The sequence below is a fragment of the Spirosoma koreense genome (assembly GCF_054777875.1).
The window spans coordinates 653995-680154 of sequence record NZ_BAAHAC010000022.1; the positions used below are offsets into that span (position 1 = coordinate 653995).

General features: G+C 54.4%; 17 protein-coding genes. 7 read left to right on the top strand and 10 right to left on the bottom strand.

Going from position 1 to position 26160, the window contains the following annotated elements; translation table 11 throughout:
• Positions 1–44 precede the first annotated feature (44 nt).
• From ACYVC2_RS16160 to ACYVC2_RS16180, 5 genes are all read left to right on the top strand, one after another.
• The gene (locus tag ACYVC2_RS16160) at positions 45–3722 is read left to right on the top strand and encodes a BamA/TamA family outer membrane protein (RefSeq protein ID WP_461103500.1); all 3678 of its coding nucleotides are present in this window, start codon (positions 45–47) and stop codon (positions 3720–3722) included.
• A gap of 21 nt (positions 3723–3743) precedes the next feature.
• Positions 3744–5024 carry a Pycsar system effector family protein gene (locus ACYVC2_RS16165; RefSeq protein WP_461103502.1) on the top strand — a complete coding sequence of 427 codons (1281 nt, stop codon included), beginning with the start codon at positions 3744–3746 and terminating at the stop codon, positions 5022–5024.
• A 412-nt stretch (positions 5025–5436) separates the two neighbouring features.
• On the top strand, positions 5437–8583 hold the full coding sequence (locus ACYVC2_RS16170) for a SusC/RagA family TonB-linked outer membrane protein (protein ID WP_461103504.1): 3147 nt from the start codon (positions 5437–5439) through the stop codon (positions 8581–8583).
• A 28-nt stretch (positions 8584–8611) separates the two neighbouring features.
• A complete protein-coding gene (locus ACYVC2_RS16175; protein ID WP_461103506.1) occupies positions 8612–10201 on the top strand; it encodes a RagB/SusD family nutrient uptake outer membrane protein in 1590 nt (529 codons plus the stop codon).
• Between the two features lie 99 nt (positions 10202–10300).
• Positions 10301–11758, top strand: coding sequence for a sulfatase family protein (locus ACYVC2_RS16180; protein ID WP_461103508.1), 1458 nt, complete (start codon positions 10301–10303; stop codon positions 11756–11758).
• Positions 11759–11882: 124 nt separating this feature from the next.
• Here the strand turns inward: ACYVC2_RS16180 and ACYVC2_RS16185 are convergent, their stop codons facing one another.
• The 3 genes from ACYVC2_RS16185 to ACYVC2_RS16195 form a co-directional block, all read right to left on the bottom strand.
• The gene (locus ACYVC2_RS16185) at positions 11883–12743 is read right to left on the bottom strand and encodes a DUF2306 domain-containing protein (RefSeq protein WP_461103510.1); all 861 of its coding nucleotides are present in this window, start codon (positions 12741–12743) and stop codon (positions 11883–11885) included.
• Between the two features lie 174 nt (positions 12744–12917).
• The gene (locus ACYVC2_RS16190; RefSeq protein ID WP_461103512.1) at positions 12918–13730 is read right to left on the bottom strand and encodes an SMP-30/gluconolactonase/LRE family protein; all 813 of its coding nucleotides are present in this window, start codon (positions 13728–13730) and stop codon (positions 12918–12920) included.
• 287 nt (positions 13731–14017) lie between these two features.
• Positions 14018–14698, bottom strand: a complete 681-nt coding sequence (locus ACYVC2_RS16195) for a 3-keto-disaccharide hydrolase (RefSeq protein ID WP_461103514.1) — start codon at positions 14696–14698, stop codon at positions 14018–14020.
• A 279-nt stretch (positions 14699–14977) separates the two neighbouring features.
• On the opposite strand from ACYVC2_RS16195, the gene ACYVC2_RS16200 reads away from it, so the two are divergent.
• On the top strand, positions 14978–15538 hold the full coding sequence (locus ACYVC2_RS16200) for a carboxymuconolactone decarboxylase family protein (RefSeq protein WP_461103516.1): 561 nt from the start codon (positions 14978–14980) through the stop codon (positions 15536–15538).
• A gap of 121 nt (positions 15539–15659) precedes the next feature.
• Here the strand turns inward: ACYVC2_RS16200 and ACYVC2_RS16205 are convergent, their stop codons facing one another.
• The 3 genes from ACYVC2_RS16205 to ACYVC2_RS16215 form a co-directional block, all read right to left on the bottom strand.
• Positions 15660–16679 (bottom strand): hypothetical protein, encoded by a 1020-nt coding sequence (locus ACYVC2_RS16205; protein WP_461103518.1) that lies wholly within the window; start codon positions 16677–16679, stop codon positions 15660–15662.
• Positions 16680–16793: 114 nt separating this feature from the next.
• The gene (locus tag ACYVC2_RS16210; protein WP_461103520.1) at positions 16794–19877 is read right to left on the bottom strand and encodes an FAD-binding and (Fe-S)-binding domain-containing protein; all 3084 of its coding nucleotides are present in this window, start codon (positions 19875–19877) and stop codon (positions 16794–16796) included.
• 26 nt (positions 19878–19903) lie between these two features.
• Positions 19904–20383: a DUF1648 domain-containing protein gene (locus ACYVC2_RS16215; RefSeq protein ID WP_461103522.1), complete on the bottom strand. Its 480-nt coding sequence runs from the start codon at positions 20381–20383 to the stop codon at positions 19904–19906.
• A 152-nt stretch (positions 20384–20535) separates the two neighbouring features.
• Between ACYVC2_RS16215 and ACYVC2_RS16220 the strand changes: the two genes are divergently transcribed.
• On the top strand, positions 20536–21093 hold the full coding sequence (locus ACYVC2_RS16220) for a biopolymer transporter ExbD (protein ID WP_461103524.1): 558 nt from the start codon (positions 20536–20538) through the stop codon (positions 21091–21093).
• A gap of 27 nt (positions 21094–21120) precedes the next feature.
• Here ACYVC2_RS16220 and ACYVC2_RS16225 read toward each other — a convergent pair whose 3' ends face one another.
• From ACYVC2_RS16225 to ACYVC2_RS16240, 4 genes are all read right to left on the bottom strand, one after another.
• A complete protein-coding gene (locus ACYVC2_RS16225) occupies positions 21121–21468 on the bottom strand; it encodes a hypothetical protein (RefSeq protein ID WP_461103526.1) in 348 nt (115 codons plus the stop codon).
• 80 nt (positions 21469–21548) lie between these two features.
• On the bottom strand, positions 21549–22604 hold the full coding sequence (locus ACYVC2_RS16230) for a DUF4097 family beta strand repeat-containing protein (RefSeq protein ID WP_461103528.1): 1056 nt from the start codon (positions 22602–22604) through the stop codon (positions 21549–21551).
• 685 nt (positions 22605–23289) lie between these two features.
• A complete protein-coding gene (locus tag ACYVC2_RS16235; RefSeq protein WP_461103530.1) occupies positions 23290–23583 on the bottom strand; it encodes a hypothetical protein in 294 nt (97 codons plus the stop codon).
• Between the two features lie 107 nt (positions 23584–23690).
• Complete coding sequence (locus ACYVC2_RS16240) at positions 23691–26066, bottom strand: ABC transporter permease (RefSeq protein ID WP_461103532.1); 2376 nt, start codon at positions 26064–26066, stop codon at positions 23691–23693.
• Between the last annotated feature and the right edge of the window lie 94 nt (positions 26067–26160).

A 26160-nucleotide genomic window follows, 5' to 3' on the forward strand; every position in this document is an offset into this window, starting at 1 on the left:
AACTAAACCGACGTGCTACGATAAACATACCCAGATCTACACGGATGATACTTTTTTTACCCACGGTCCGATATTGGTGTTTTGTGCTTCTGTTCCTGGTCAGTAACGGGCTTTGGGCCCAAAGTCCGCCGATGGATTCGGTGGTCCACCGGCTTATTCTAATTGGCGATGCCGGCCGCTTATACCACGGTAAAAATCCAGTTGTCGATGCCGTTCGGGCTCGCTACGATTTCAACGATACGCGAACAACCCTGCTGTATCTGGGCGATAACGTGTATCCGCATGGGCTCGAAGACGAAAATCATCGCGACTACGATTCACTGACCGCCATTCTCCGGTATCAGGCCCGGCCTGGATTGGCGACCGCCGGTACCGGGACAAAGTCGGACGTGTTGTTTATTCCGGGGAACCACGACTGGGGAAAAGGGCATCCCGATGGCTGGGAGAAAATCAAGCGACAGGGTCGCTGGCTCGACAGTCTGAAAGCGCCCAACATTCGCCTGCTGCCCGCAGGGGGCTGTCCCGGACCGGAAGAAATTCACCTCGACAACCGGCTGGTGCTGGTCATTATCGATACACAATGGTGGCTGCACCCGTACGATAAACCGGGTGTCGATACGGACTGTGCCTGCAAAAGTCAGGATGAAGTACTGGCTCGCCTGACGGACATCGTCGCGCGAAATAAAGACAAGGGTATCATTCTGGCCACTCACCAGCCGTTCCGAAGTTACGGCATCCACGGCGGGTATTACAGGTTCAAACAGCACATCTTTCCGCTAACCGACATCAACGAAAAACTATACATTCCGCTGCCGGTGATCGGGTCGTTGTATCCGCTGGTACGGGGTGTGTTTGGTAACATCCAGGACCTGCCCAACCCGTTGTATCAGGCGATGGTGCAGGCGCTTGAAAAAGCCGTGGCAGGCGCGCCCAATGTCACCTTCGTATCGGGCCACGACCACGCACTTCAGCACATTGTCGATGGCAACCGGCACTACATCGTTAGCGGATCGGGCATCAACCGCGAACGGGTCAAAAATGGCAAGCTGGCCCAGTTTGTCAGTGGCGAGTGGGGCTATGTGGTGCTGGACCACCTGAAAAGCGGTCGCCTGAAGGCTACATTTTATACCGTCGATGAGGCCGCGACCGCCACCCAGGCACACGACGCGACGCTGTTCACGACTCTATCGACGGCCGATTCCGTCAAAACCGGTGGGCGTCGTCCGGTCTGGCCCGATAGCGTCCGGCTTGCTATTGCACCCGCCTACGACAGCGTTGGCCGGTTGCACCGCTGGCTATTTGGTGAAAACTACCGTCGCGAGTGGGCCGCTCCGGTTTCGTTGCCCGTTTTCGACATTACCCGGACCAAAGGCGGGTTTAAAATCCTGCAGCGTGGGGGTGGACAGCAAACTAAATCGTTGCGGCTGGCCGATGCCAGTGGGCGCGAGTGGGTACTGCGAACGATCCAGAAAGACCCGGCCAAAGCGGTTCCCGCTTACCTGCGCCAGACTGTTGCCAGCGATATTCTGCAGGATGAAATTTCGGCGGCTTATCCGTACGCGCCGTTGTCGGTGCCGGTACTGGCCACGGCCAGCGGGGTTCCCCACGCGAACCCCGCCATCCTGTATGTTCCCGACGACCCGGCGCTGGGACTTTACCAGACCGATTTTGGCAATACGGTCTGCCTGCTGGAAGAACGCAATCCGGCCGATAACAAGTCGGTCAGTACACCCAAAGTGCTGGATGCGCTCGAAGATGATAACGACAATCAGGTCGATCAGCGGGCTGCGCTACGGGCGCGGTTGCTCGATTTGTTCATGGGCGACTGGGACCGCCACGAGGACCAGTGGCGCTGGGGTAGTCATAAAACCAAGTCGGGAAAATCGTATTATCCAATCCCCCGCGACCGGGATCAGGTTTTCTTCCGGACGGGCGGTATCCTGCCCGCCATTGCTGCGCTGCCCTGGCTTCAACCCAAATTGCAGGGGTTTCGATCCAAGCGGCCTAATGTCGATGGGTTTATGTACAATGGCCGGTATTTCGACCGGCTGTTTCTGACGGGTTTAAGCCAGCAGGACTGGCAGAAGGAAATCGACGCGTTCAACGCGACCATGACCGACGACGTGCTAAAGAAGGCGGTTGGGCAACTGCCCGACACGATTCGGCAACTGTCGGGGCGTCGGATTCTGGAAACGCTTCAGGCCCGGCGTGGCTGGCTCGCTGAGGAAGCCATGACTTACTATCGCTTTCTGGCGAAAACGGTGGACATTCCCGGCTCCGATAAAACCGAATCGTTTCAGGTCGATTATCTGAATAAAGACCACGTGGCGGTATCGGTTTTTAAAATCACTAAAGAAGGTAAACCGGCACAGCGCCTGTATTACCGCGTCTTCGACGCATCGGAAACGGCTGAGATACGGCTGTATGGCCGCAAGGGCGACGACCAGTTTCAGATCGGAGGAACACCCGTCGACGGGCTAAGAATCCGGCTAATCGGCGGACGGGGCGCCGACACCTACACGGTGGATACGCAGCATCCGCACCCGAACCGGACTCTCATTTACGACCAGTCGACCGAAGCCAATGTGTTTCCTAAACCGGGGCTGGCCCGGCTGCATACAGCAACCGACAAGTCGGTGAATCAGTACGATCCGCACGCGTTCAAGTACGACCGGCTCGCTCCCATCGGTACGATCGGGTATAACCTGGACGATGGCGTGCTGCTGGGTGTTGGCTTGCAGTGGACCAAGCAGGGCTTCCGCAAGGCACCCTACAAGTTTATGAACCGCCTGCTGATTTCTCATTCGCTGGCTACCGACGCAACGGCGTTTAAATACGACGGTATTTTTACCGATGCTATCGGCAAGAACGACCTGTGGGTCAATGCGTTCATAAAAGCGCCGGACAATGTGACGAACTTCTTCGGGCCGGGCAATGAAACCGTATACGACCAGTCGCGACGGATTCGCTACTACCGGACGCGCTACAATCTGATGAATTTGGCCGTTCAGCTAAAGCGAAATGTTGGCGAACACGTGCAACTGGCCGTTGGCCCGGTTTTTCAATATTTCAAGCTGGATGTTCAGGACAACCTGGGTCGGTTTATCGAACGCTACCTGGCCGAACTGCCCGAAGAAGAACGGTTTCTGCGTCAGGAGGGCTATGGAGGTATTCAGGCAGGCATCGTGATCGACACCCGGAACAACGCGGTTCAGCCCGCACGGGGTATTTTCTGGAACACCACCTGGCTGGGGCTGCAGGGATTTGCCCACCGGAGTAATCACCTGACGCAGCTCCGCACCGATCTGAGCACTTATATCAGCTTTAGCCGGGCGGCCCGATTCGTGCTGGTCAATCGAATCGGGGGTGGGCTCACCTATGGCGATCCGGCATTTTATCAACTGCTTTATCTGGGGGGGCATGAGAACCTGCGGGGCTTTCGGACCTATCGGTTTGCGGGCGACAATATGGTTTATCACAACCTGGAGGCACGGCTCAAGCTGTTCGATTTCCGGTCGTATCTGTTTCCGGGCAGCGTGGGCCTGATGGCGTTTAACGATGTCGGGCGTGTCTGGAGCCGGGGCGAACACTCGAAAAAATGGCACGATGGCTACGGCGGTGGCCTGTATATTTCGCCGGCCAGCTTACTGGTGGTAACGGCCTCGGTTGCTTTTTCCGACGAAGGTACGCTCCCCTATGTTTCGCTGGGGTATCGCTTTTAAAGGATTTATTGCGGTACTTTAATGTCCGTAACCGATCTAACCCGCATCCTCGTGTCCGACGCTCTGCTCACTCAAATCAAATCCTACGTCGTTCGGCAGTTTACCGAACACCCCAGACCCGAACTGGTGTACCATACGCTGGCGCATACGGAGGATGTCGTGCAGGCGGCCGGGAAGATCGCGCACCACTATGAACTGCCCGACAACCAGCGTCTGGTGGTACTGGCGGCCGCCTGGTTTCACGACCTGGGGTATTTGTCGGGATCGGGGCAGGACCACGAAGAGAAAAGCGCCGAAATAGCCGCTTCATTTCTTCAGAGCCAGTCGGTTTCGGCCGATCAGATCCGACAGGTTCAGGCGTGTATCCGGGCAACTAAGCTGCCGCAGCATCCGACCAATCTGCTGGAAGAAATCATGTGCGACGCTGACCTGTGGCATCTGGGAAGCGACACGTTCAGAGAGCAAACCAAGCTGCTGCGTAAAGAGCAGGAACAACTGACCGGACGGGAGATTTCTGGTGCCCAGTGGCGGCAGGGAAATATCTCGTTTCTAAGTACTCATCGGTATTTCACGCCCTACGCCCAAAAACACCTCGACAAAGGCCGGGAAGCCAACCTTGAACAGCTTCGGCAGAAAGAGGCTGACAAAAAAGAAAAACAGGCTGAGATTCCCATTCCGGATTTAACCAACCCGGAAGCTGCCCCAACAGACCCGATCACGACCGTAAGCACCCCGTTTGCGCCGTCGGAGAAGAAAAAAAAGAAAGACGATAAACCCGAGCGGGGAGTCGAGACGATGTTTCGGACCACCTCGACGAATCATCTGCGGCTGAGTGAGATTGCCGATAGTAAAGCCAATATCATGATCTCGGTCAATTCCATCATGGTGTCGGTACTGGTATCGGTATTGGCTCCGCGCATCGAAAATCATCCGCACCTGATGCCGCCTACGCTGATTTTCGTCACGACGGCCCTGCTCACCATCGTCTTTGCCGTGCTGGCTACCCGGCCCAACGTGACCCAGGGGCGGTTCAGTAAAGAAGATATCCAGAACAAAAAGGCGAATCTGCTCTTCTTCGGCAATTTCTACAACATGACCCTGGACGACTATGAGTGGGGGGTAAAAACCATGATGGACGACAGCGACTTTCTCTACAGCAGCATGACCCGGGATATTTACTTTCTGGGGGTTGTGCTGAGCAAAAAGTATAAACTCCTGCGGATAGCCTACAATATCTTCATGTTTGGCTTTGTGGTGTCCATCCTGGCCTTCGTCGGTACCTTTCTTATTTACGAGAAATAGCCGTTCTGATTTGCTGGCTTAGTCCAACAGGTCAATAACGAGCTGTAGCGCCGACCAGCCTGGTTTGGCGAGTAGCCGCTTGCATCCGATGGAGCCGGTCGGCGCTACCAGTTCAGACAATCCATTCAAGCTCACGGGAATAGCAATCAGACACATTTTGCGTCTGTTGAATAACGGTATTTCTCGATAGACTATTGACTAAACTGTTGATTGTCAAAAAATTAACTTTTGTTTGGAAAAACGTTTTTGCGTACCAACCTTTGCCTACCAATTAACAGTACTTATCTTCTGGTGTCAGTTGGTTTTCTAGTACGCAATTACGTTCTGATGGACCGCCAGCCGGTGCCGTAGTTCTTATTCTGCCAGACGGATTACTTCAGTTGATACTCAAACAGTAATTATTCCTTTTTTTATGGCAAATTCTTTACGAAGCACCCTTCGCGTGGGTCTTTTGGCTATGGGGTTGCTTGCCGACCCCTGGTCCGGCTGGGCGATTGCCCGGTCACTCAGCGGGCCGGCAGCACCGGCGCTAAGCACATCGAGAGCTGATCAGGTCGCCAACCCAATTACAGGTACCGTAAAAAGCCAGTCGGGCGAAACCCTGCCGGGCATCAACGTAGTGGTGAAGAACACCACAAAAGGCACCAGTACGGATGCAAACGGCAACTTCTCGCTCGATGCACCGGCCAACGCGGTGCTGGTTTTTTCGGGTATTGGCTTCACGACGCAGGAAGTGGCGGTAAACGGGCGTAGCCGAATCGAGGTGTCGTTAGTGGCAGATAATAAGCAGCTCGACGAGGTCGTTGTGGTGGGTTACGGTACGCAGAAACGCAATAGCCTGACCAACTCCGTTTCGCAGATCGGGGCCGAAGAAGTAGCCCGTCGCCCCGTCTCGAACATCCAGCAGTCGTTGCAGGGGCAGTTGCCGGGTGTAACGGTGCTCGATCAGGGAGGGTCGCCGGGGCGTTCCAACGCGGCCATCCGTGTGCGGGGGATTACCACCTTCAACATCAACGCGACCAGTGGCGCGGGCTCCAGCAACTCGACCGGTGGCTACGATCTGGGGAAGAACGATGCGCTCGTGATCGTCGATGGCATCGAACAGCGGCTGATCGACATCAATCCTGACGACATCGAGACCGTGTCGATTCTGAAAGATGCTTCCTCGACAGCCATTTACGGCTCAAGAGCCACCAACGGGGTTGTGCTGGTGACGACCAAACGGGCGAAGGGCAGTAAGGTCCAGGTCGATTACCACGGGTATTACGCCATTCAGAAATCCATCAATACGCCCCACATGATGGGTATTGAAGACTACATGCGCATGCAGGTGGCGGCTTACACCAACGCTGGTTCGCCACTACCCGCCCGCTTCACCGAACAGTCGATTCAGGCGTATGTGACCGCAACGGACCGGGAAAAATACCCCTTGCCGAATACCTGGTTTCAGACCATGCTACACGCGGCTCCGCAGCAGAACCACACACTTTCGGTAGCGGGCGGTACCGAAGCCCTCCGGACCCGGCTGAGCCTGCGGTATCAGGATCAGGCCGGGATCATTACCCATTACAACAGCAAAATCGGTGAAATCCGGCTGAATTCAGACTACACCATTTCGCCGAAACTGCGCGTGAGTGCCGATGTCGACTACCGCTACAATTATTCGCAGGCGCCCACCGTCGACCCGATCGACCGCTTCCTGCACGGATCGCTCTGGGCCGTACCTAAATATGCCGACGGAACGTATGGCCTCAGCACCCAGGGCAACAACCCACTGATGTACGCTGAAATCGGGGGCGATTCGAAGCGGTTTGCCGATTACCTGGTAGGTTCCATCAAAGGCGAATGGGAAATTCTGGATGGCCTGACCTTCTCGACCCAACTGGCGGGGCGGGGGTATTTTACTCAGGAGAAGAACTTCGCCAATGCCTACGTCAACGTCGATAAGAACGCCAACGTGACCAAAACGGTAGCGAACAACACCCTGACCGAAGTGCGCAATACACTTCGGGAATATACGCTCATCAATTTGCTTACCTACGACCGGAGCGCAGGCAGCCATACCTTCAAAGGCTTGTTAGGCTATTCACAGATTGGCAATACGCAGACGTTCCTGACGGCTTACCGCGAACGCTTTTACAACAACGACATCCAGTCGATCGGCCAGGGCGCAAACGACGGTACTAAAAGCAACACCGGAAACGACGCGCAGTATGGGCTGCGGTCGTATTTCGGGCGGATCAATTACGATTATAACGGCAAATACCTGGTCGAGGTAAACGGCCGCTATGATGGATCGTCCAAATTTACGGGCGAAAAGCAGTACAGTTTTTTTCCGTCATTCTCGGCGGGCTGGCGGCTCTCGAAAGAAGCTTTCTGGCAGGGTATTCAGAATAACGTAAATGACCTGAAACTGCGGGGATCCTGGGGGATCACGGGCAATCAGTCGGTGGATCTGTACAGCTACTATTCGGCCCTGCGAGCCAGCGGCTATGATTTCAACGGTGCCGCCGTGCAGGGCTATCGCCAGACTACCTTGGCCAATACCGGTCTGGGCTGGGAGTCGACCACACAACTGGATCTGGGGCTGGATGCCTCGTTCCTGCGCAACCGGATGACCCTGACGGTAGATTATTACCGCAAGCTCACGAGCGATATTCTGCTGAATCTGGATATTCCGGCTACGGTAGGGCTGATTGCTCCTCCGCAGAACGCCGGTTCGGTAGAGAACAAAGGCTGGGAGTTTAGCCTCAATTACCGTGGAGCGAAGAATGCTTCAGGCTTTCAGTACAACCTGGGGGCCAACTTCAGTATCAACACCAACAAAGTGGTCGACCTGAAGGGAACGGGGCCGTACATTACCGGTTCGGACATCGATCCCCGTTACATTATTGCCGTAGGCCTGCCGATCAACACGCTGTGGGGTTATAAAACCGATGGATTGTTCCAGACCCAGCAGCAGATTACGGACTACAAAGCGACATATGCCGCCAACACCAAACCCGGCGATGTGAAATATGTGGACCTAAACGGCGACGGGAAAATCGATGCCAACGACATGACCAACATCGGTAACTCGTTTCCGAAGTTTACCTTCGGCCTCAATTCGAACTTTTCGTTTAAGAACTTTGAGCTGAACCTGCTGTTCCAGGGCGCGGCCAAAGTCGATACCCGACTGGCGGGTGCGCTGGCCGAAATGGGCAATCAGGAAGGATTTACGCACTCGATCTACACGAACAATTACTGGACGCCGGACCATACGGATGCCCGTTTTCCGCGGCCGTTGAAATTCGATCTGAGGAACGTAGCCACCTCCGACCGGCTGGTGATCGACGCGTCGTACGTTCGGCTGAAGAATATTCAGCTGGCTTATGCGCTGCCAACGGCGCTGGCCAGCAAAGTCCGGATGAGCCGGGCGCGTGTGTATGTGTCGGCGACCAACGTATTCACCATCTCGAAACTGAACGAGTGGAATCTGGACCCCGAAGTCGGTTCGGGCCGGGCGGTATATTACCCACAAACGGCGCTGTACACCCTTGGGCTCAACCTGCAATTCTGATTTTACCCTCTTTTCAGACTGAACTTCCATGAAACCAATACGTTATATTTCTCTGCTGGCGCTGGCCGGTAGCCTCGCGCTTACCGCCTGCGACCGCGACCTACTGGAAACCGTTCCGAACGACCGTCTGTCGGAAAGCCTGTTCTGGAAAACCGAAAACGATGCCCGGCTGGCTTCCAATTCGTTGTATACCGATCTCGACAGCACCAACATCATGAGCTGGGATGCCATGACCGATATTGCGCACGTCAACCAGCCGTTCGATGTGCAGGCGTATATCGAAGTGGGGCAGTACGACGCCACCAGTTCCAAGATTCTGAGCGAATGGACGAGAGCCTACAAGGGAATTCGGGCCTGCAACTATTTTCTGGAAAACGTCGATAAAGTGACGTCGACCAATGCCACGCTGATCAATCAATTCAAGGGCGAAGCCCGGACCCTGCGGGCGTACCAATACCTGAAGCTGGCGGCTCTGTTCGGCGACGTGCCGCTGGTGACCACCGCTATTTCGCTGGACGAAAGCCGCACGCTGGCCCGCACGCCTATTGCGCAGATCTGGGATTTTGTGGACAAAGAGCTGTCTGAAGCGGCCGGTCTGCTACCCACGACCTATGCCGCTGTCGACAAAGGCCGGATCACGAAAGGGGCGGCTCTTGGGTTGCGGGCACGCGCCAACCTGCTGGCCGGTCGCTATCAGCAGGCCGCCGACGCAGCCGATCAGGTTATGAAGCTGGGCGTTTACGGGCTCTATGAATCGTACGAAAAGCTGTTTACGTACGCGGCCGAGAACAATAAGGAGGTCATGCTGGATCGGCAATTCATTAAAGACACGTACCCTGTAAACGTGTTCAGCTACATCGGGCCGTATAGCCAGAAAAGCTCCGGCAGTACGTTTGTACCAACCAAAGCGCTCGTGGATATGTACGAAACAACGGCCGGTAAGCTCATCGCTGACCCGAGCAGTGGGTATGACCCGGCGAATCCGTACGCCAACCGCGATCCACGGCTCCGGTTTTCGGTGTTCCTGACTGGCGATCCATTACCGAGCGGGATTACGTACCGGCCTGAGCCCAACAGCGGTACGGGGGATGCGGTCGGAAACACGTACATTGCCACGACAACAGGTTATAACATCAAAAAATACATCAATGCCGACGATTACGCCAACCCAGCCAACAACGGCATCAACATCATTCTGTTACGTTACGCCGAAATTCTGCTGACCTATGCCGAAGCCAAAATTGAACTGAACCAGCTGGATGCCAGTGTAATTACGGCGATCAATGCGGTGCGGAATAGCCGGACGGATGTAAAACAGCCCGCCGTCAGCAGTACGGCCAGCCAGGCCGAATTGCGGGCTATCGTGCGCCGGGAGCGGGCGGTGGAGTTTGCCTTCGAAGGGCTGCGGCTGTTCGATATTCGTCGGTGGAAAATTGCGGAAACCGTACTGCCCGGTCCTGTGTATGGCATTACCTACAAAGCCGCCGGCGGAGCGCTGACCACCATTCAGGTTGTGGGGGTCAACCGAACGTTTGACAAAAGCCGGCATTATCTTTGGCCCATTCCGCAGAAAGAACGGACCCTGACGCCAACCCTGACGCAGAATCCCGGCTGGTAGAAAAGTCATGAATAGTCATTCGTCGGGCTAGTATCGGCTAATGACCACGAACGACTGAAATGACCACGAATGACAATAATGACTACTTATCAATAAGTTATGCATCTGATTCCCCGACGTTTATCTCATTTGGTTTTTAGTATCACTGTGCTCGTCGGTGTTGGGTTACTCGCCAGCGCCTGGGTCGAAAAGCCAGCGGCTACTCCGCCGAATGTCGTGCTGTTTTTTATGGACGATCTGGGCTATGGCGACCTGTCCGTTACGGGCGCGCTGGATTACACCACCCCGAATCTGGACCGAATGGCGGCCGATGGAACCCGTTTTACGAATTTTCTGGCCGCACAGGCGGTCTGCAGTGCATCGCGGGCGGCCCTGCTGACGGGCTGTTATCCGAATCGGTTAGGCATTTCGGGCGCACTAGGGCCTAATTCGCTCATTGGCCTGAACCCGAACGAAGAAACGCTGGCCGACCTGCTCAAGGAAAAAGGCTACGCAACGGGTATTTTCGGGAAATGGCACCTGGGTGATCGACAACCGTTTTTACCGCTTCAACAGGGGTTCGACGAGTACTATGGCGTGCCGTATTCACACGATATGTGGCCGCTGCATCCGAACCAGGCCAATGCGCATTACCCGCCACTCCGCTGGATCGACGGCAATTCGCCCGGCCAGGAAATCAGGAACCTGGAGGATGCCAGCCACATAACGTCGACGGTGACGGAGAAAGCGGTCTCGTTTATCCGGAAGCATAAGAATGCTCCTTTTTTCCTGTACGTACCGCACCCGTTGCCACACGTACCGCTGGCCGCGTCAGCCAGGTTTAAAGGCAAAACCGCGCGGGGTATCTTCGGCGACGTACTGACCGAACTCGACTGGTCGATTGGCCAGATTCTGGGCGAACTGAAACAGCAGGGACTGGAAAAAAATACGCTGGTTATTTTCATCAGCGACAACGGGCCGTGGCTGAACTACGGCGACCATGCAGGGTCATCGGGTGGTTTTCGGGAGGGGAAAGGTACTTCGTTCGAGGGTGGACACCGGGTGCCCTGCCTGGTGCGCTGGCCGGGCGTAGTGCCCGCCGGTCGGGTGTCTAACAAACTCCTGACGACGATGGATATTCTACCGACGGTCGCTAAGCTCTGCGGTGCCCGCTTGCCCAAACAGCGCATCGATGGGGTCGATTGGATCGCATTGATGAAGGGCGATAACAGCGTGACGCCCCGCGATCATTTTTACTATTATTATCGGAAAAATAGCCTCGAAGCGGTCCGTCAGGGCGACTGGAAGCTGGTCTTTGCACACCCTGGCCGGACTTACGAAGGGTTTTTACCCGGGCAGAATGGCCAGCCGGGACCCAGCACCGAAACCCACGAGTTTCCGTCGGCGTTGTATGATCTCCGTCGCGATCCGGGCGAGCGCTACGACGTGCGCGAACAACATCCGGAACTGGTAACTAAACTGGAAAAACTAGCCGAAGAAGCCCGCGCCGACCTGGGCGACGACATTCAGAAACGGACTGGTGCCAACACCCGCGAACCGGGCCGCGTGAGTCAGTAGCAGACACCGTAGTAGTACCTATCGATTACCCGGAATGAAACCGAATGGATGGTTTTGTTTCGGGTAATCGATTTTATGACAAGCTCGGAACAGGGTTCTGGTTATCCCAAAAAGCACCATTGCTTCAACGAACAGATACCCAGTTGACGATGGCTGGTCCCCAATAATACAGGGTAAAGTAATAGGTGCCCAGCAGTAAAAAACCGGTTGCCAGTAAAAAAACGAGTGAGGCTGCGAACCTGAAGAGGGGAGAGGCTTTGTATTGACTGGCCCGGATCAGGATCTCGACGACCAGCAGGTTCGGAATGTAAAAAAAGAAAGCCATAACACTATCGAAAGGCCCGCTGAAGGTGCGCGTATGACCCAACCCATCCGTAAGCAGCAGCCAGAAACCGTAATCCATTCGGTAGAGCCAGGAACCGATCGCCAGGGCATACAGGCGTAGTGCCCACTTTCGGTGGCTCACCAGCTGTCTGGCTACGGCGCTGCGGTACGTCTGGATGGCGCAGACAAACATAAGGATGCCATAAAGCGAGAATCCGATGTTCATGGCCGTACCGCCGATGGTGCCTTTGACGGCGATAAAAGCCAGCCCCCCAATAGCCGCCAGCAGACAAGCCAGTACATACAGGCGACCGATCCAGCGGTGCAGCGCCGGAAAGCGGACCCGGACGGCGTCAATCAACTGAATGCTTCCCAGCACCAGAATAATACCACCTGCCGCAAAATGCAGACCGATACCGGTGGTCGCTCCGGCTGTGCTTTGTTCGTATAAGCGGGGCAGCACCTGATTCCAGCGGGCCATGTTGCCTGCGTAAAAAGCCGACGCATAAAAGGCCAGGATGTAAAGCCCAAACAGACCCGCGCTCACCCAAACCGTCGTAACCAGCAGCACACTCGACCAGCGCAGGGTTTGTTTGCTGACTTTCGCCAGTGGGCGATGCGGTATAGGCTGGGAAACGGTATCGCTGAAATCGTTCGTCATAAGCTCTATCGATTGCTAATCAATAAATTAGCTTTTGAGTTAATCTACTCCCGTTCGTGTGGAAATAGTCGCATTACCACTAAAAGCCAGGCCTTGAAATGACATCATTCCTGTACGATGTCGTTTCAAGGCCTGGCTTTTATCCAAAACGATTTTAGCTAAGCTTTCTGGGAGTTAATCGAGATGGTAAGCGACGACGGACTTAGCCATAAACGTCGGTACGTAAATAATACGCTTGCCGGGGTCGTAGCCGATGTCGGCCGTGTTTTTCTTCTGGGCCCGGGTGTCGAGTAAGGTTTCCAGCTTGCCGTCCTTGCTCATGTAATACATAACCCCGCCCCAACTGGACAGAATAAAATCGCCCTTACCGACGGGTTCGATGCCATCGCCACCCAGCTCCATGTTGCTGATGACTTCCTTTTTCTTGTCCGCCCCAACCTTATAAACCTCTTTGGCGGTCAGGATGTAGAGATCGTTGCCAACCGCTTTCAGGCCGTTTACGCCCTTCAGATCGCTCAGGTAAAGTGTTGGTGTACCGTTTTTGATCTGATGAACGTTGTTGAGTCGACTATCCGACACGTAGACCGTTCCCTTATCGTCGATGGTAATGTCGTTCAGACCCGTGGCTGAGGCAACGGGGATTTTGGTTTCTACCTTTCCGCTCGACAGGTTAACCACCACCACCTCCGACACATCGGCGACGTACAGCTTGCCCCGCCAGATACCCATGCCCTTGGGTGCGTTGAGACCGCTGACCCAGCTCGAACTCAGGATTTTTCCGTTTTTATCCAGCTTCGCAACCCCCCCTTTTCCGTCGGTTTCCCAGGGACTTCCGTCGATCAGCGATACGTACAGAACGTCCTTGTCGGACAAGACCGACTCGGGGATAGCCAGCGTACTGTCACTTTCCCAAAGTTTTTTCAGTTGATGTTGGGCCTGGCTGGTCAGTCCGCAAAGCAGGCAGCACAAAATGAATACATGTTTCATACGAGAATTGGATGGAGTTAGGGGAGATAACAAAAAACGATCGGGTTCAAAGCCTGTCAACAGGCTTACATGTGTCTGCATCGCCAACCGGCCGGTCATTCGCTGCTATAAAAAGCATTATTGGCCAAAATTATAATCGTTTCCGATGTAGCACCAAAGCTCCAGCTTCGGGTAAACGACAACTGAACACATCCGAAGCTGGAGCTTTGGTGCTATCATCCAGATGATTTTATCGGTAAAAAACAAAACCGTGGCGGTTATTTTGCCACGGTTTTGTTTAGGATTGGTTACAATTCCCGAATCTGGACGTTCCGGTACCAGACGCGCTCTTTTGGGCTGTGGTTTTGCAGTGCGATTTTGCCTTTCGCGTGAGGAGTCGCATAAGGCCAGTTGGCAAACTTACTCTTCGCCACCAGTGCTTTCCACTCGTCTGTACCATACTGGTAGTCGACTACTTTTTTGCCGTTCAGGTAATGTTCTACGTGATTTTTATTGACAACGATCCGGCCTTTGTTCCATTCACCGGGCGCTTTCAGCGCCGTCATGTCCGAGGGAGGAATCATGTCATAATTTGCTCCGCTTAGCTGCGTATCTTTCAGCTTATACGGCTTGCCTTCGCCGTCCACATAGCCTTTATCATCGATCACCTGATATTCGGGACCCGACATATAGGTCGATTTGATATCGGGGCTGTCGATGATTTTGTAGACTACCCCGCTGTTGCTGCCCTTGGGGATTTTGAAGTCGAATTCGAGGTCAAAGTTTTCGTATTCCTTGTCCGTGACCAGGTCGCCACCCGTGCCGTCGGGCGTCATGGCCCCATCTTCTACATACCAGCCGACCACGCCATCTTTATGATAGCTGTGCCAGCCTTTTATCGTTTTACCATCGAACAACGAGGTCCATTTAGGAGGAGCTGCCAGCGCTATTGCACTCAACAGCAGGCAGGGAAACAGTAACTTTTTCATGGCGTTTAGAATTTTGGGTAAAGGTAAATAAAACAAAACGTTGTGGAAAGGGCCTAACTCGGTCCTGCGCCGATTCTAAGCGGTGACGCCGGAAGGAAAGATGGATGTTACTCAACCGCCTGACAAACTATCTGACATACAGGCGAGTTAGCGCTTGTCTGCCCCAGAAACGATCCTTATCTTGGCGTCAGCCTTTCAAGTGTAATCCGTAGCTATACGTTGACGCTTTACGGGCAACGAAGCCGAATCCAGTTCCTACTTAACTTTATACTACTACCCATGGCGCATATTGCTTTGCCCGAAGGATTGCCCGGTATTGTCGGACCGATGGCCTTCAGTCCTGAAACCACCAAACCGCTCAACGAATTAGCTGAAGTATTACTGCGAACCAACGCCAGCGATTCGCTCAGGCAGGGCGAACGGGAGTTGATTGCCTCGTACGTATCCCGGCGTAACGATTGCTTTTTTTGTTCGACCTGCCACGGTGCCGTTGCGGATTTTGTACTGGGGCGCGAGAACCAGGTTGTAGCCCAAACCTGGGCGGACCCCCAAACGGCCCCCATATCGGATAAGCTGAAAGCTTTACTGGTTGTTGCCGATAGCGTGCGGCAGGGGGGCTTGTACGTAACAGCCGAGCAGATCGCCGATGCCCGGACAGTGGGTGCTACCGACCGCGACATTCACGATACCGTATTGATTGCGGCTGCTTTCAGTATGTTTAACCGCTATGTTGATGGGTTGGCTACCTGGGCGCCAGAAGACCCGGCCATGTATGCACAAATGGGCGAAACGCTGGCTACGCAAGGCTACCCGAGTTCCGTAGAACCGCAACCCGCCTAAATCGCTTTCAACCGATTGAGCCTAATGCCAAAGCGAGTGGCAAGATAAGCGGCAGTCGTGCTGTTTATCTTGCCACTCGCTTTGGCGTGGCTCCTGTTATGTCCGAAATAAATATGCCTGACTAACTCGCCATTTCGCGGGCCGCTTCCGGGTCGTTGTATTTCCGATCGAGTCCTTCGGTCGATTTCTGATCCGAACGGTCGGGGCCGGAGATCATATCCTGCGCTTCGATGCTGCTTTCGTCGGCCATTTCGCGTGGAAACTTCTGGGCTTCTTTGGCTTCCTCAGGCCGCTCTCCGGGTTGATTGGCGGCCTTATCTTTTGCATTTACGTCATATGGACGCCCCGACTCACCCGTGTCAGGATTGTCGACCATACCTTCTTCCGAGCCCGGATCAGCTTTCGCACCCTGATCTAAATTTTCGTAGTGCGTATAGGGCACGTCCCCGTCTGGCTTCGGACCGTTTGTCGGAATGACCCCCGGACCGGCTGAGGTAAATGTTACGAATTGGGCGTTTATTTCGTGAGAGCGGTCGGGTTCGCTCGGTTCCTGAATTTCGGGAACTGATGGTTTGGGTGTGCCAGGTAAGTCCGGAATTTCCGGGCCCGGCGCAGGTGGCGTCGGTGGTGTTTCCGGAATACCCGGAACAGGTTGCGTCGGGTCGGGCGTGCCGGGTGTAGACGGAATCATTTCGCCGATCGGCTGACCGCTACCGATGAACTGCCAGCCGCCAAATGAGTTGGTCGGCGTAGTTTTATCCGATCCTTCATCTTCCGAAGGAAGGCCCGTATTTACGTCCGAACCCGCATCGGGATTTCCGGTAATGTCACCAACCGCAATCGGGTCGTCGGGCATGACCGAAGGATCGAACATAGTGCCTGCGCGCAGGGCTGCGTCTGAGTTTTCGTATTTCTTTTTATCGTCTCCTTCCAAAGCGCGTTCCTCATCGCTGCCCAACCGGATGCGGGGCATATCGTCGGAAACGTCGGCCTCGGTATCGCCGATAGACACTAATTTGCCATCTACCAACTTCACCATATTGGTTTCGGCCTGGTCGGCACTGAACATCGTTTCGGCGTGTTCGCTGGAAACGATGTCGGCCTGTCGGGCTCCATCAGTGAGATTCGCGTTATTTTCCATGATTACTGTGCATGTTTAAGGTCTATGGAAAACCACTGGCAGCCGAAAAGGTTTGCCGTACCGCACCGCTGGCTCAGTTATAAGCGGTCCTGCTACCAGGTCATCAGTACGGTACTACCTTAGGGCATCGAATAAAATCTCGGCGGGATGCTGGGCTTTGCGACCCGTACCGTCTTTGATCTGGTGGCGACAACTGGTGCCCGCGGCCGAAATAATCGCGTTCCCGGCCTGGCGAACGGCCGGGAACAGCACCAGTTCGCCAATCTGCATGGACAGGTCGTAATGTTCTTCTTCGTAGCCGAATGACCCGGCCATGCCGCAGCACCCCGAGGGTATCAACTGCACCGTATAGTTGGCTGGTAAGGAAAGTACTTTTTTGACTGGAATCATCGACGACAGGGCTTTCTGGTGGCAATGCCCATGGACTTTTACCAATTGAGTTTCGGCCGTAAACCGGCTTCGATCGATGCGGCCGGCGTCAGCTTCCTGGGCGAGCCATTCTTCGAACAGAAACACATGCTGGGCAATGCGCTGGGCATCGGCTTTGAGATTGTCAGGAACCAGGTCCGGATATTCGTCGCGGAACGTCAGAATAGCCGATGGCTCCAGGCCGATCAGCGGAGTTTCGGCCGAGATAAGATCTTTGAGCAGTGTTACGTTGCGAATGGCCAGCTTACGGGCTTCTTCGACCAACCCTTTCGACAGATACGTCCGGCCACTTTCGGCATGGTCGGGAACCGTAACGACATAACCCAACCGCTCCAGCAACTGAATCGCTTTCTGGCCTACCTCAACGTCATTATAATTCGTAAACTCATCGGCGAAGAGCAGAGGGCGTGGGGCAGAGGGCATAGGGTCTGCGGCCGTGAGCGACAACCCCTGGCCCCCATGCCCCATGCCCTCTGCCCTTTGCCCTCTGCCCTTCGCCCACTGCCGCAACGTCACGCTGGCCAGCGAAGGCATGGTTCGATTGGGGTGAAAGCCAACGGCCCGGTTAGCCATCTGGCGCAGCGCCGTCGAGCCGTAAATACCATTGTAAGCCCAGGGGGCCAGGCTAGCCAGCGACATAAGCTTCGTGAAGTTACCCACCAGCCGCGCGCGTAAGGGCACTCCTTTTTCGCGATAGCGCTGCTGAGTGAATTCTGCTTTCATTTTCGCCATGTCGACGCTCGACGGGCATTCGGCTTTGCAGGCTTTGCACGACAGACACAGGTCCAGCACGTCTTTGACGGCTTCGTAGTCGTGGTCGGACGGCGTCTGCTGGTTGCTGTAAAAATGCCGCAGGATGTTGGCCCGCGCCCGGGTCGTGTCGCGCTCGCGCCGGGTGGCCATGTAGCTCGGGCACATGGTGCCGCCCGTAATTTCGGTTTTGCGACAGTCGCCGGAGCCCGAGCATTTTTCGGCCAGTTCGAGCAAACCACCGTCTTTCGAGAAATCGAAAACCGTTTTGGGTTGCGGAATAACCACGTCAGCTTCCGACCGAAGCGACTCGTTCATGGGGGGCGTGTCGACCACTTTGCCCGGATTGAATGAATTGTTCGGGTCCCAGAGCGCTTTGACATCCTTGCACAACTGGTAGTTTTCGGGGCCGAGCATAAAGGCAATGCATTCGCCCCGCAGCCGTCCGTCGCCGTGTTCACCCGACAGGGATCCACCGTATTTTTTGACCAGCTGCGCCGTATCCATCAGCAGGGCCCGGAAATTGGCCCGTCCTTCCGACGATTTCAGGTTGATGAGCGGCAGCACGTGAATTTCGCCCGCGCCCGCGTGAGCGGAATATTCGAGTTTTAGCCCATGTTGTTCCCAGGCCATCCGGTCCAGTTCGTCGATGTAGTCGGGCAGGTCGTGTACATCCACCGCGGTGTCTTCGATGACGTTGGCGGGCTTTTCGTCGCCGGGAATGTTATACATGATGCTCAAGCCGGCTTTTCGCAGTGCCCAGGGCTTCTTCGTGTCTTCACCGAACAGCGTTGGGTAAGCGTAGCCCAGCCCCTTCGCTTCAAGCGCAGCCACAAAATCCGCTGCTTTTTGCCCGACGCCTTCCGTCGTTGCATCGAAAAACTCGACCATCAGAATGGCCTTCGGGTCGCCTTCGACAAAGGTTCGGTTTTTGGTTTGTTCGATGTTGGTTTTGGTCAGCTGCAGGATGTAATCATCTACCAACTCCGAGGCCGAACAGTGGTGGGCTAGGGCTACCAGATTTGCTTCGAGCGACTGGCGGATGGTTGGAAAATGAGCGCATACCAGGACCGTTTCTTTCGGCGGCAATGGCAGCAGATTCAACTTGGCTTCGGTGATGAAACAAAGCGTTCCTTCCGATCCGGCGATGAGTCGGGCGAAGTTGAAGGGCGGAGGGGGTAGGGCAGAGGGGGAAGGGGGAAGGGTTGGCGAAGGATCCCCCCCTCCGCCCTCTGCCCTCTGCCCTACCCCTTCTACCCTCTGCTCAAAAAACGTCAGTAGTGCATCCAGTGCGTAGCCCGTATTTCGCCGGGTAACGGTGGGTTTGGGGTAGCCTTCGCGGATGTGCTGCTGAATTTCTGGCTTTGACAGCCAGTCCCGAAATTGGACGTAAAGCCGTTGTTCGAGCGGGCTTGCCACGTTTTCGCCCCGGCATTTGGCGTCGAATTCAGCCTGGGTAAGTGGCCCAAATGTTACTTCGGCCCCATCGCTGAGTACGGTCCGGACTTCGAGCAGATGGTCGCGGGTGGTGCCCCAGACGATGGAATGCAGCCCGCAGGAATTATTGCCGATCATCCCGCCAATCATGGCCCGGCTGGCCGTACTGGTTTCGGGACCGAAAAGTAAACCATGCGGTTTCAGAACAGCGTTGAGGTCGTCACGGATAACCCCCGGCTGGACCCGTACCCAGTGCTCGTCTGGATTGACATCCAGAATCTTTCCGAAATACTTCGAAATGTCGACCACAATACCGCTACCCACCACCTGGCCGGCCAGTGAGGTTCCGGCAGCCCGCGGAATGAGCCCCAGCCCATGCTGTTGCGCAAACCGCAGTAGCCGTTTTATATCCGCCACCGATTTGGGTAGCGCTACGGCTATGGGCATTTCCTGATAGACGGACGCATCCGTAGCGTAGAGCACACGTTGGGCGCTGTGTTCAGGCGAATCATCGAAATAAAGGCCCCCTTCGAACGAAGGAAGCAGGTTGACGAAGGGCGGTTTTTGAGTCAGGCGAAACATAACTCAAAGATACGAAGAAACGGGCGTTACTGGCGCGGAACCAGTTTGTAGGCCCGCCGAACGAAGAAACCGATTATCAGAAACAAGGAAACCATGAACACCGGCAACGTCCAGCCAATCAACTGATCCCGATTATAAAATTTCGCCCAGATCGACTGGCTTTGTATGATGAGAAACATGAACGTGAGATAAACGCGCATAGTAGCGTTCATCAGCCGAGTATTACGCAACTGGCGGGGTACATTTTCGGGTGTGCGTGGGCCCGGGAAATTCATCAAATCGGGATGTGCTCTATCGGTAGCCCAGATAATACCAAGAAGGAAAAAAACAATTACAGGCAAAATAAGCAGGGAAGCGGGGCTGCCCCAGCGATCGGGTTTTCCAGCCAGGTTGTAATGGATGGCAACCGGAACTGGCAAAAAGACCGCACCGGCAATCGATATACCTGTCAATAGAACAAACAGGCCGATGGTCAGGTAGTTGGCATTCCGTACGTAAGTGCTCATGTCAGGTGTTCTGGACAGATGAGAAAGCAGGTTAAATCCTGGTGAATTAGTGATCTCTATGGTTTAGACGTTGAATAGGTTTAGAATAATGAAAATCAATGCGGGCTTATGGAAAATAAGGATTCGGGCATCAGTCACTTAACGAACTGCCTATGCAAATGACCCGTCGCCGACATATACCCATACGCATTGACTTCACACCTTTCGTAAGCGTAGCCTTCCTGCTGATCGTATTTTTTGTCTTGGTAAAGACAATACAACGACCAAGCTACTTAAAAGTAAGATTCCCGGATGAAAGCGCAACCTTTTGTTGGGGCTATCCCATTGCAGATGCTAGCCTCTTTTTGTTAGCGAACAATCGCATTGGCTGCCTTACATATGAGCCAGCCAAAGGCCAGGCAGAGTTTGTCGAAACCGATTATGCCATAAACGGCATTCAGCGTTTTTTGCTGTTTCTATCAACTATTTTCCCGAAGGAAGCAGGGATTGTTGTTTTAGTGAAGCCAACGAACCAGGCCTCGCTCAGGAATATTGCTGACCTGATCAAGATCTTCAATATGAACAAACGAATTCGGTTTAATCTCTGCACTCAGCTCAATCCATCGGATCGCAATCTGTTACAGCAGTATAAGTGGATAAGACGAACAGGATTGAAGCTACCGCTTCAAAAAAGAATGACCTTACCTCCTGAGTGGTATGCAGGTGGATAAAGGTATCAATAATAGCTATAGAGCCACCTAAGCCCGGTCGAACACACGTTTCAGTCGACCACCAATGAAGCTTCCCACAAAGGTTAAAATCATGGCACCGTAGAGACTGAAGGCCTCCACTTCCGAGTCGACGTTGTTGGTGGGGTGTTCGAGGAAAAAGGTGTACACAATCCAGATGGTCGCGGCCTGGATCAAAGCCAGAAACCAGCCTTTGCGCGGTTCGAGAACCCCCAGTCCCGTAGCGACCACGGTAGCAGCCAGAAAAGGCAGATGAGCTGCAATGGCTACTTTGATGCAGTACAGAATGAGCGCACATCCAGCCAGTGTCAGCAGGATATTTAGCAGCAGTCGGCGGTTAAAAAACGAAGCGTCCATGAGAAATGAAAAACGTAGAATGGATAATGCATAATGACAGCCTTTGCATTATTCATTATCCATTCTACATTTTTCATTCCCTACTGGTTCACATTTACGCTGCCCGAACTGGCTGACATCGTTACAGGAATGCCTCCACCATTGAGCGTGCCTTTGATTCGGTCTTTTTCCGTGTCTCCGCTAAAATTGTTGAGCGGAATTTTAATGCGGTTACCGCTTAAGCTTAGATTGATTCCTTTGTTGAGCGGCATTCGTACGTTGATGCTACCGGCGCTGGTGCTCAGCCGCACATACTCGCCCAGTTTGGTTATACTCACCTCGATACCGCCCGCGCTGGTGCTGGCGTCGATGCTGCCCGCTACGTCGGCCAGCCGAACCGAACCACCCGACGTGCCGGCTTTGATATCACCGTCGATGTTTTCGCCGTTTACACTACCGCCACTGGTTTGCGCATCGACATTGCCTTTCAGATCCATGAGCCGAATGCTGCCGCCCGACGTGTGCAACCGCATGGCGCCTGACGACGCTTTGGCTTCGATTGAGCCGCCCGACGTTTGCAGGTCGATTCGATTAGCCGACCCAGCCTGGCAACGATCGAAATGGATAGACCCACCCGATGTTTGCCCGTTGATGTCGCCCGAGATGTCGCTCATGCGCAGACTGCCCCCGCTGGTGCGGAATTTCTGGGTGCCCGTCAGTGCGGCCAGGCTGATGCTGCCGCCCGAGGTGCGCAGATCGGTGGTTACGTTGCGCGGTGTATAGAACTTGAAGCCGATGCTCAGCGATCGTTTCCAGTCGCGGTCGTTATTCCGGCGCTTGGCGGTGGCGACGATCGTGCTGCCTTCCTGCATAATGGAAATGTCATAATCTTTAAGCCGGTCTTCAATCTCCGACTTGTCGAGATTACCGTTTCCGTTGTTGCCGCGCACGTACATTTCCACTTTGGCGTTCATGTCGGTTCCACCCTCGATGCTCAGGCTGCCGCCGGAAGTTTCGGCCCGTACGGCACTGATTTTACCCGAAAATGTTTTGGTCAGGTACGGTGTATCGCGGTCGTCCTTAGGGTTTGTCGCGAAAGCCGTTAGCGAAAGCGTCGCTGCGCTCAGTAAAGTCAGGAAGAATTGATTTCGTTTCATGTGGTTCATTTGATTATGTATTCAATAGATGTTCTACGAGCGAAAAAGGTTGCATGAGCTACTTAAAGCTGGGCATGACCGGCGCAAACATATCTGTAACAGGCGATGGGCAAGATCTATGCCAGGTTGCTAACAGGCTGATAGCTAAAACGATAGTCGATTTGTCGGTTCGGTGGTGTCCGCTGCTGGACAACCGGTGTTCACTGACGGACAGAAGCACTATAAATCTCCGCTTCTCCACGAATTTCAATTCCAGCCAGGTACGATAAAAGTGGTATGGGTTGCGGCAGGCTCAGGGTCTTCGCTATGTCAATTCCAGCCAGGTACGATTAAAAGGCGTGAAGTTATAGCTACAAAAAGGCTTCTCATAGCCTGAATGATGGGGTTCCAACAAGTCGGTTTTATTGAAAAGTTCGACTAGCAATAAGTTGAAAAAAACTGCCGTTTGACGACTCATTGATAATTAGCAAGAAGCGCCTTGTTTTCTGGCTTAGGCCAGATGAATAACAATAATTCAAAGAACGAATAGAGTCGGTCGACGACAAAACTCGGGCAAAACCAGAGATTCTGTTTACCAAATATCGAACTGAACCCTATCCCGTAAACCCTCAACTGGGGAGCCGTCGCTTACAGGATAGGGTTAGTAAATAACAGGCCGAAATAATCAGCGAACGTTGCCGATTGATTATCGCGCCATCAGCAGCGTTCGCTGTTTGACCAGGTCTTCTTTTTTGACAAACGTGATCGGCACAAAATCGTCGGTGGGGGAGCCGATGTAATAGAGCGTCCAGTCCTGATCATAGTCGGCCAGTAGCTGGCGGATGCACTCGACCCGGTCGAAGCTGGGAACCCGGCAGTCGCCCCAGTAAAACAACTCGACGCGGTAATGCAGCGCCTGTTTCTGACCGTTGATGGTCACGTCGATCTCGATGTCCTGTTTGCCGGGCAGCGAGGAAATGGGAATGGCGATGTATGACATAGGTTTTAGGGTTAAGGGTTATAAGTTATCTGGGGTAGGGATAAGGGCAGAGGGTACTGGGTAGGTTAAGGTAGCATTACCCCATGCCCTTTGCCCTTACCCCTACACTACTCATTTCTCAAACTATTAACCGGGTTGGCCAGCGCTGTTCGGTACGTTCGCCAGCCGATGGTCAGCCCACCGAGCAGCAGCATAGTACCGAAACACAGACTCAGCGTACCCACACCCAGCGTTACATGATAGGCAAACGACATCAGAAAAAAGCTGCCGGCCAGATACCCCAGCGGTAGGGCGATGGTTCCGGCAATTAGTAACAAGCGCAGGAAGTCCCAGGACAACAGCCAGATTACCTGTGCGACGTTGGCCCCCATTACTTTCCGGACGCCCACTTCTTTCGTTCGAAGAGCCGATGTGTAGGTCACCATGCCCAGCAAACCCAGACAGGCGATGGACATGGCCAATCCTAGCAGCAAGCCCATAAAGCTAATGTCGTCGGTGTGGCTATGGCGGACGTTCAGGTAATCGTCGTACCAGACTCCGGCGAAAGGCTCGTAAGGGTTCAGTCGTTTCCAGATTCGGGCAATGTCGGCTTTGATACTTTCCGGATTGCCGCCGATTACTTTCACCGTCAGATAACGAAACCCGTCAGGCTGATAGCGAAGGATGAGCGGATGGTTTTTCATGGCCAGCGTGGTAAACCGAAAATCTTTTAGTACCCCCGCTATCTGAATTTCGGTACTATCGTTTAACCACAGGGTCTGCCCAACAGCCGCGCCCGGTTCGCCCAGTTTGAAGGCTCTTACCGCTTCTTCATTGATCAGTACCTGCCGACCGGCAGAGTCGGCTACCGATGGAGGCAGATTCTGACCGGCCAGAAGTGTCAGGCCAGTAGTGGGTAACAGATTGGCATCTGCCGAAAAGACATCCGATGCCGCTGAATCGAGCCCGTTTTTCTGCCGCCAGACCATCTGGCCGTTGCCACCGTGATCGCCGAACAGAGCAACCGTTGCTGTTACCCGCCCGACCCCGGCCAGTCGACTGATTTCGGTCGATAAGCGGGCGGCTGGCAAGCCATTGAGCGGAATCGTCAACAGGTTTTTCCGCTCGAACCCGTAGTCCGTCGTAGCCATGTATTGCTGCTGCCGGTACATGGCCAGCAGCGAAATCATCGCCAGCAGCGAGATGGAAAACTGGGCAACGATCAGTGATTTGCGCAGGGTTATACCCCGGAAAATGCGCAGGCCAGTCTGGCTACGGAGAACCTGCGCCGGTTGGAAACCCGACAGCACCCGGGCGGGCAACAGCCCCGCCAGCAACCCCGTAACGACACTAAACGAAATAAATACCAGCCATACGGTGCTGTTATGCTCCCACTGAACCCCGCCGATGAGCCACTGCTGCACGAAGGGCATGGGTTTCACGAGCTGTAGCATCAGGTAGGCCAACCCCAGGCCCAACACCGACAAAATCACCGACTCGGCCATAAATTGCCCCATCAGTTGCCAGCGTAGGGCCCCGGCCACTTTTCGGATGCCGACCTCCCGAGCGCGGCTCAGCGACCGGGCCAGGGTGAGGTTGATGTAGTTGAACGCGGCCAGCAGCAGCGTTAGTAGACCTACGCCCAATTCCGTTTCCAGTTTTCCGGCCGTCGGCTCATAGGTACCCTGCCTCAGGTCTTCCCGGGAGGGTGAAATCTTCGTGAGTGCCTGAGGGCGAAAGCTGTATCCTTTTTCCGTCGGTAGTCGCGTCTCTTTGGTCACCCGGCTGGCTAGTTGACGTAACGCGCTACTAAGGCTTTCGCCGGAAACGCCGGGTTGCAGGCGAACGTACGTGTAACCCTGATCGTAGAGTTTCCAGTCGATTCGTGAATGTTGCCAGGCTGGCGTCGAGAGGGTCGCCATCGACACCAGGATGTCAAAATCCAGGTGTGTTTTGGTCGGATTCGGACCTAACACACCCGTTATTGTCAGCGCGCCAAAATCCGGATGTTCCATGCGTTTTCCAAGAGGATTGGCAGCACCGAAAAAACGCTGGGCGGTCTCCTGAGAAAGAACAACCGATTGAGAGTTTATGGCCGGTTGCCCCGCCAGTAGCCTGAACCCGAAAATCCGAAAGAACCCCGGATCGACCGCGCTAACGACAACAGGCAACTGTTTCCGATTAGCGCTAACCTCCGCCCGCATCCGGATCACACGGGTGGCTTCGTCAATGAATGGATACTTGCTCGTCAGCTCTTCGGCCAGTGGTAGGGGCGTCGTTGCGTAGGGCTGCTCATCGTTCGTCGCCGTAGTTACGTCGGTCAGGATGCGGTACGTGCGATCGGCCTGTGGATGAAAGGAGTCGTACTCAAAAGCCCCCTTGATGTCGATCATGGCCAGCAAACACACCAGCATACCCGAAGCGAGGCCAAAGACATTGATGAAGGAAAACAACTTGTGTTTCCAAAGGTTGCGTACGGCCGTTTTTAGGTAGTTCTGTAGCATGGGGGTAAGGGCTGAGGGCGCGGGGGTAGGGATGGCAGGGATAGCTCGGGTGGCAGGGGATAGCATAGAAACAATCCCTGCCCCGAGCCATCCC

Bases quoted from the DNA above. Each gene is read 5' to 3' on its own strand.
- ACYVC2_RS16215 (WP_461103522.1), bottom strand. From the start codon at position 20,383: ATGAGCACTTACGTACGGAATGCCAACTACCTGACCATCGGCCTGTTT.
- ACYVC2_RS16165 (WP_461103502.1), top strand. From the start codon at position 3,744: ATGTCCGTAACCGATCTAACCCGCATCCTCGTGTCCGACGCTCTGCTC.
- ACYVC2_RS16240 (WP_461103532.1), bottom strand. From the start codon at position 26,066: ATGCTACAGAACTACCTAAAAACGGCCGTACGCAACCTTTGGAAACAC.
- ACYVC2_RS16170 (WP_461103504.1), top strand. From the start codon at position 5,437: ATGGCAAATTCTTTACGAAGCACCCTTCGCGTGGGTCTTTTGGCTATG.
- ACYVC2_RS16180 (WP_461103508.1), top strand. From the start codon at position 10,301: ATGCATCTGATTCCCCGACGTTTATCTCATTTGGTTTTTAGTATCACT.
- ACYVC2_RS16230 (WP_461103528.1), bottom strand. From the start codon at position 22,604: ATGAAACGAAATCAATTCTTCCTGACTTTACTGAGCGCAGCGACGCTT.
- ACYVC2_RS16195 (WP_461103514.1), bottom strand. From the start codon at position 14,698: ATGAAAAAGTTACTGTTTCCCTGCCTGCTGTTGAGTGCAATAGCGCTG.
- ACYVC2_RS16190 (WP_461103512.1), bottom strand. From the start codon at position 13,730: ATGAAACATGTATTCATTTTGTGCTGCCTGCTTTGCGGACTGACCAGC.
- ACYVC2_RS16160 (WP_461103500.1), top strand. From the start codon at position 45: ATGATACTTTTTTTACCCACGGTCCGATATTGGTGTTTTGTGCTTCTG.
- ACYVC2_RS16210 (WP_461103520.1), bottom strand. From the start codon at position 19,877: ATGTTTCGCCTGACTCAAAAACCGCCCTTCGTCAACCTGCTTCCTTCG.
- ACYVC2_RS16200 (WP_461103516.1), top strand. From the start codon at position 14,978: ATGGCGCATATTGCTTTGCCCGAAGGATTGCCCGGTATTGTCGGACCG.
- ACYVC2_RS16220 (WP_461103524.1), top strand. From the start codon at position 20,536: ATGCAAATGACCCGTCGCCGACATATACCCATACGCATTGACTTCACA.
- ACYVC2_RS16205 (WP_461103518.1), bottom strand. From the start codon at position 16,679: ATGGAAAATAACGCGAATCTCACTGATGGAGCCCGACAGGCCGACATC.
- ACYVC2_RS16175 (WP_461103506.1), top strand. From the start codon at position 8,612: ATGAAACCAATACGTTATATTTCTCTGCTGGCGCTGGCCGGTAGCCTC.
- ACYVC2_RS16185 (WP_461103510.1), bottom strand. From the start codon at position 12,743: ATGACGAACGATTTCAGCGATACCGTTTCCCAGCCTATACCGCATCGC.
- ACYVC2_RS16225 (WP_461103526.1), bottom strand. From the start codon at position 21,468: ATGGACGCTTCGTTTTTTAACCGCCGACTGCTGCTAAATATCCTGCTG.
- ACYVC2_RS16235 (WP_461103530.1), bottom strand. From the start codon at position 23,583: ATGTCATACATCGCCATTCCCATTTCCTCGCTGCCCGGCAAACAGGAC.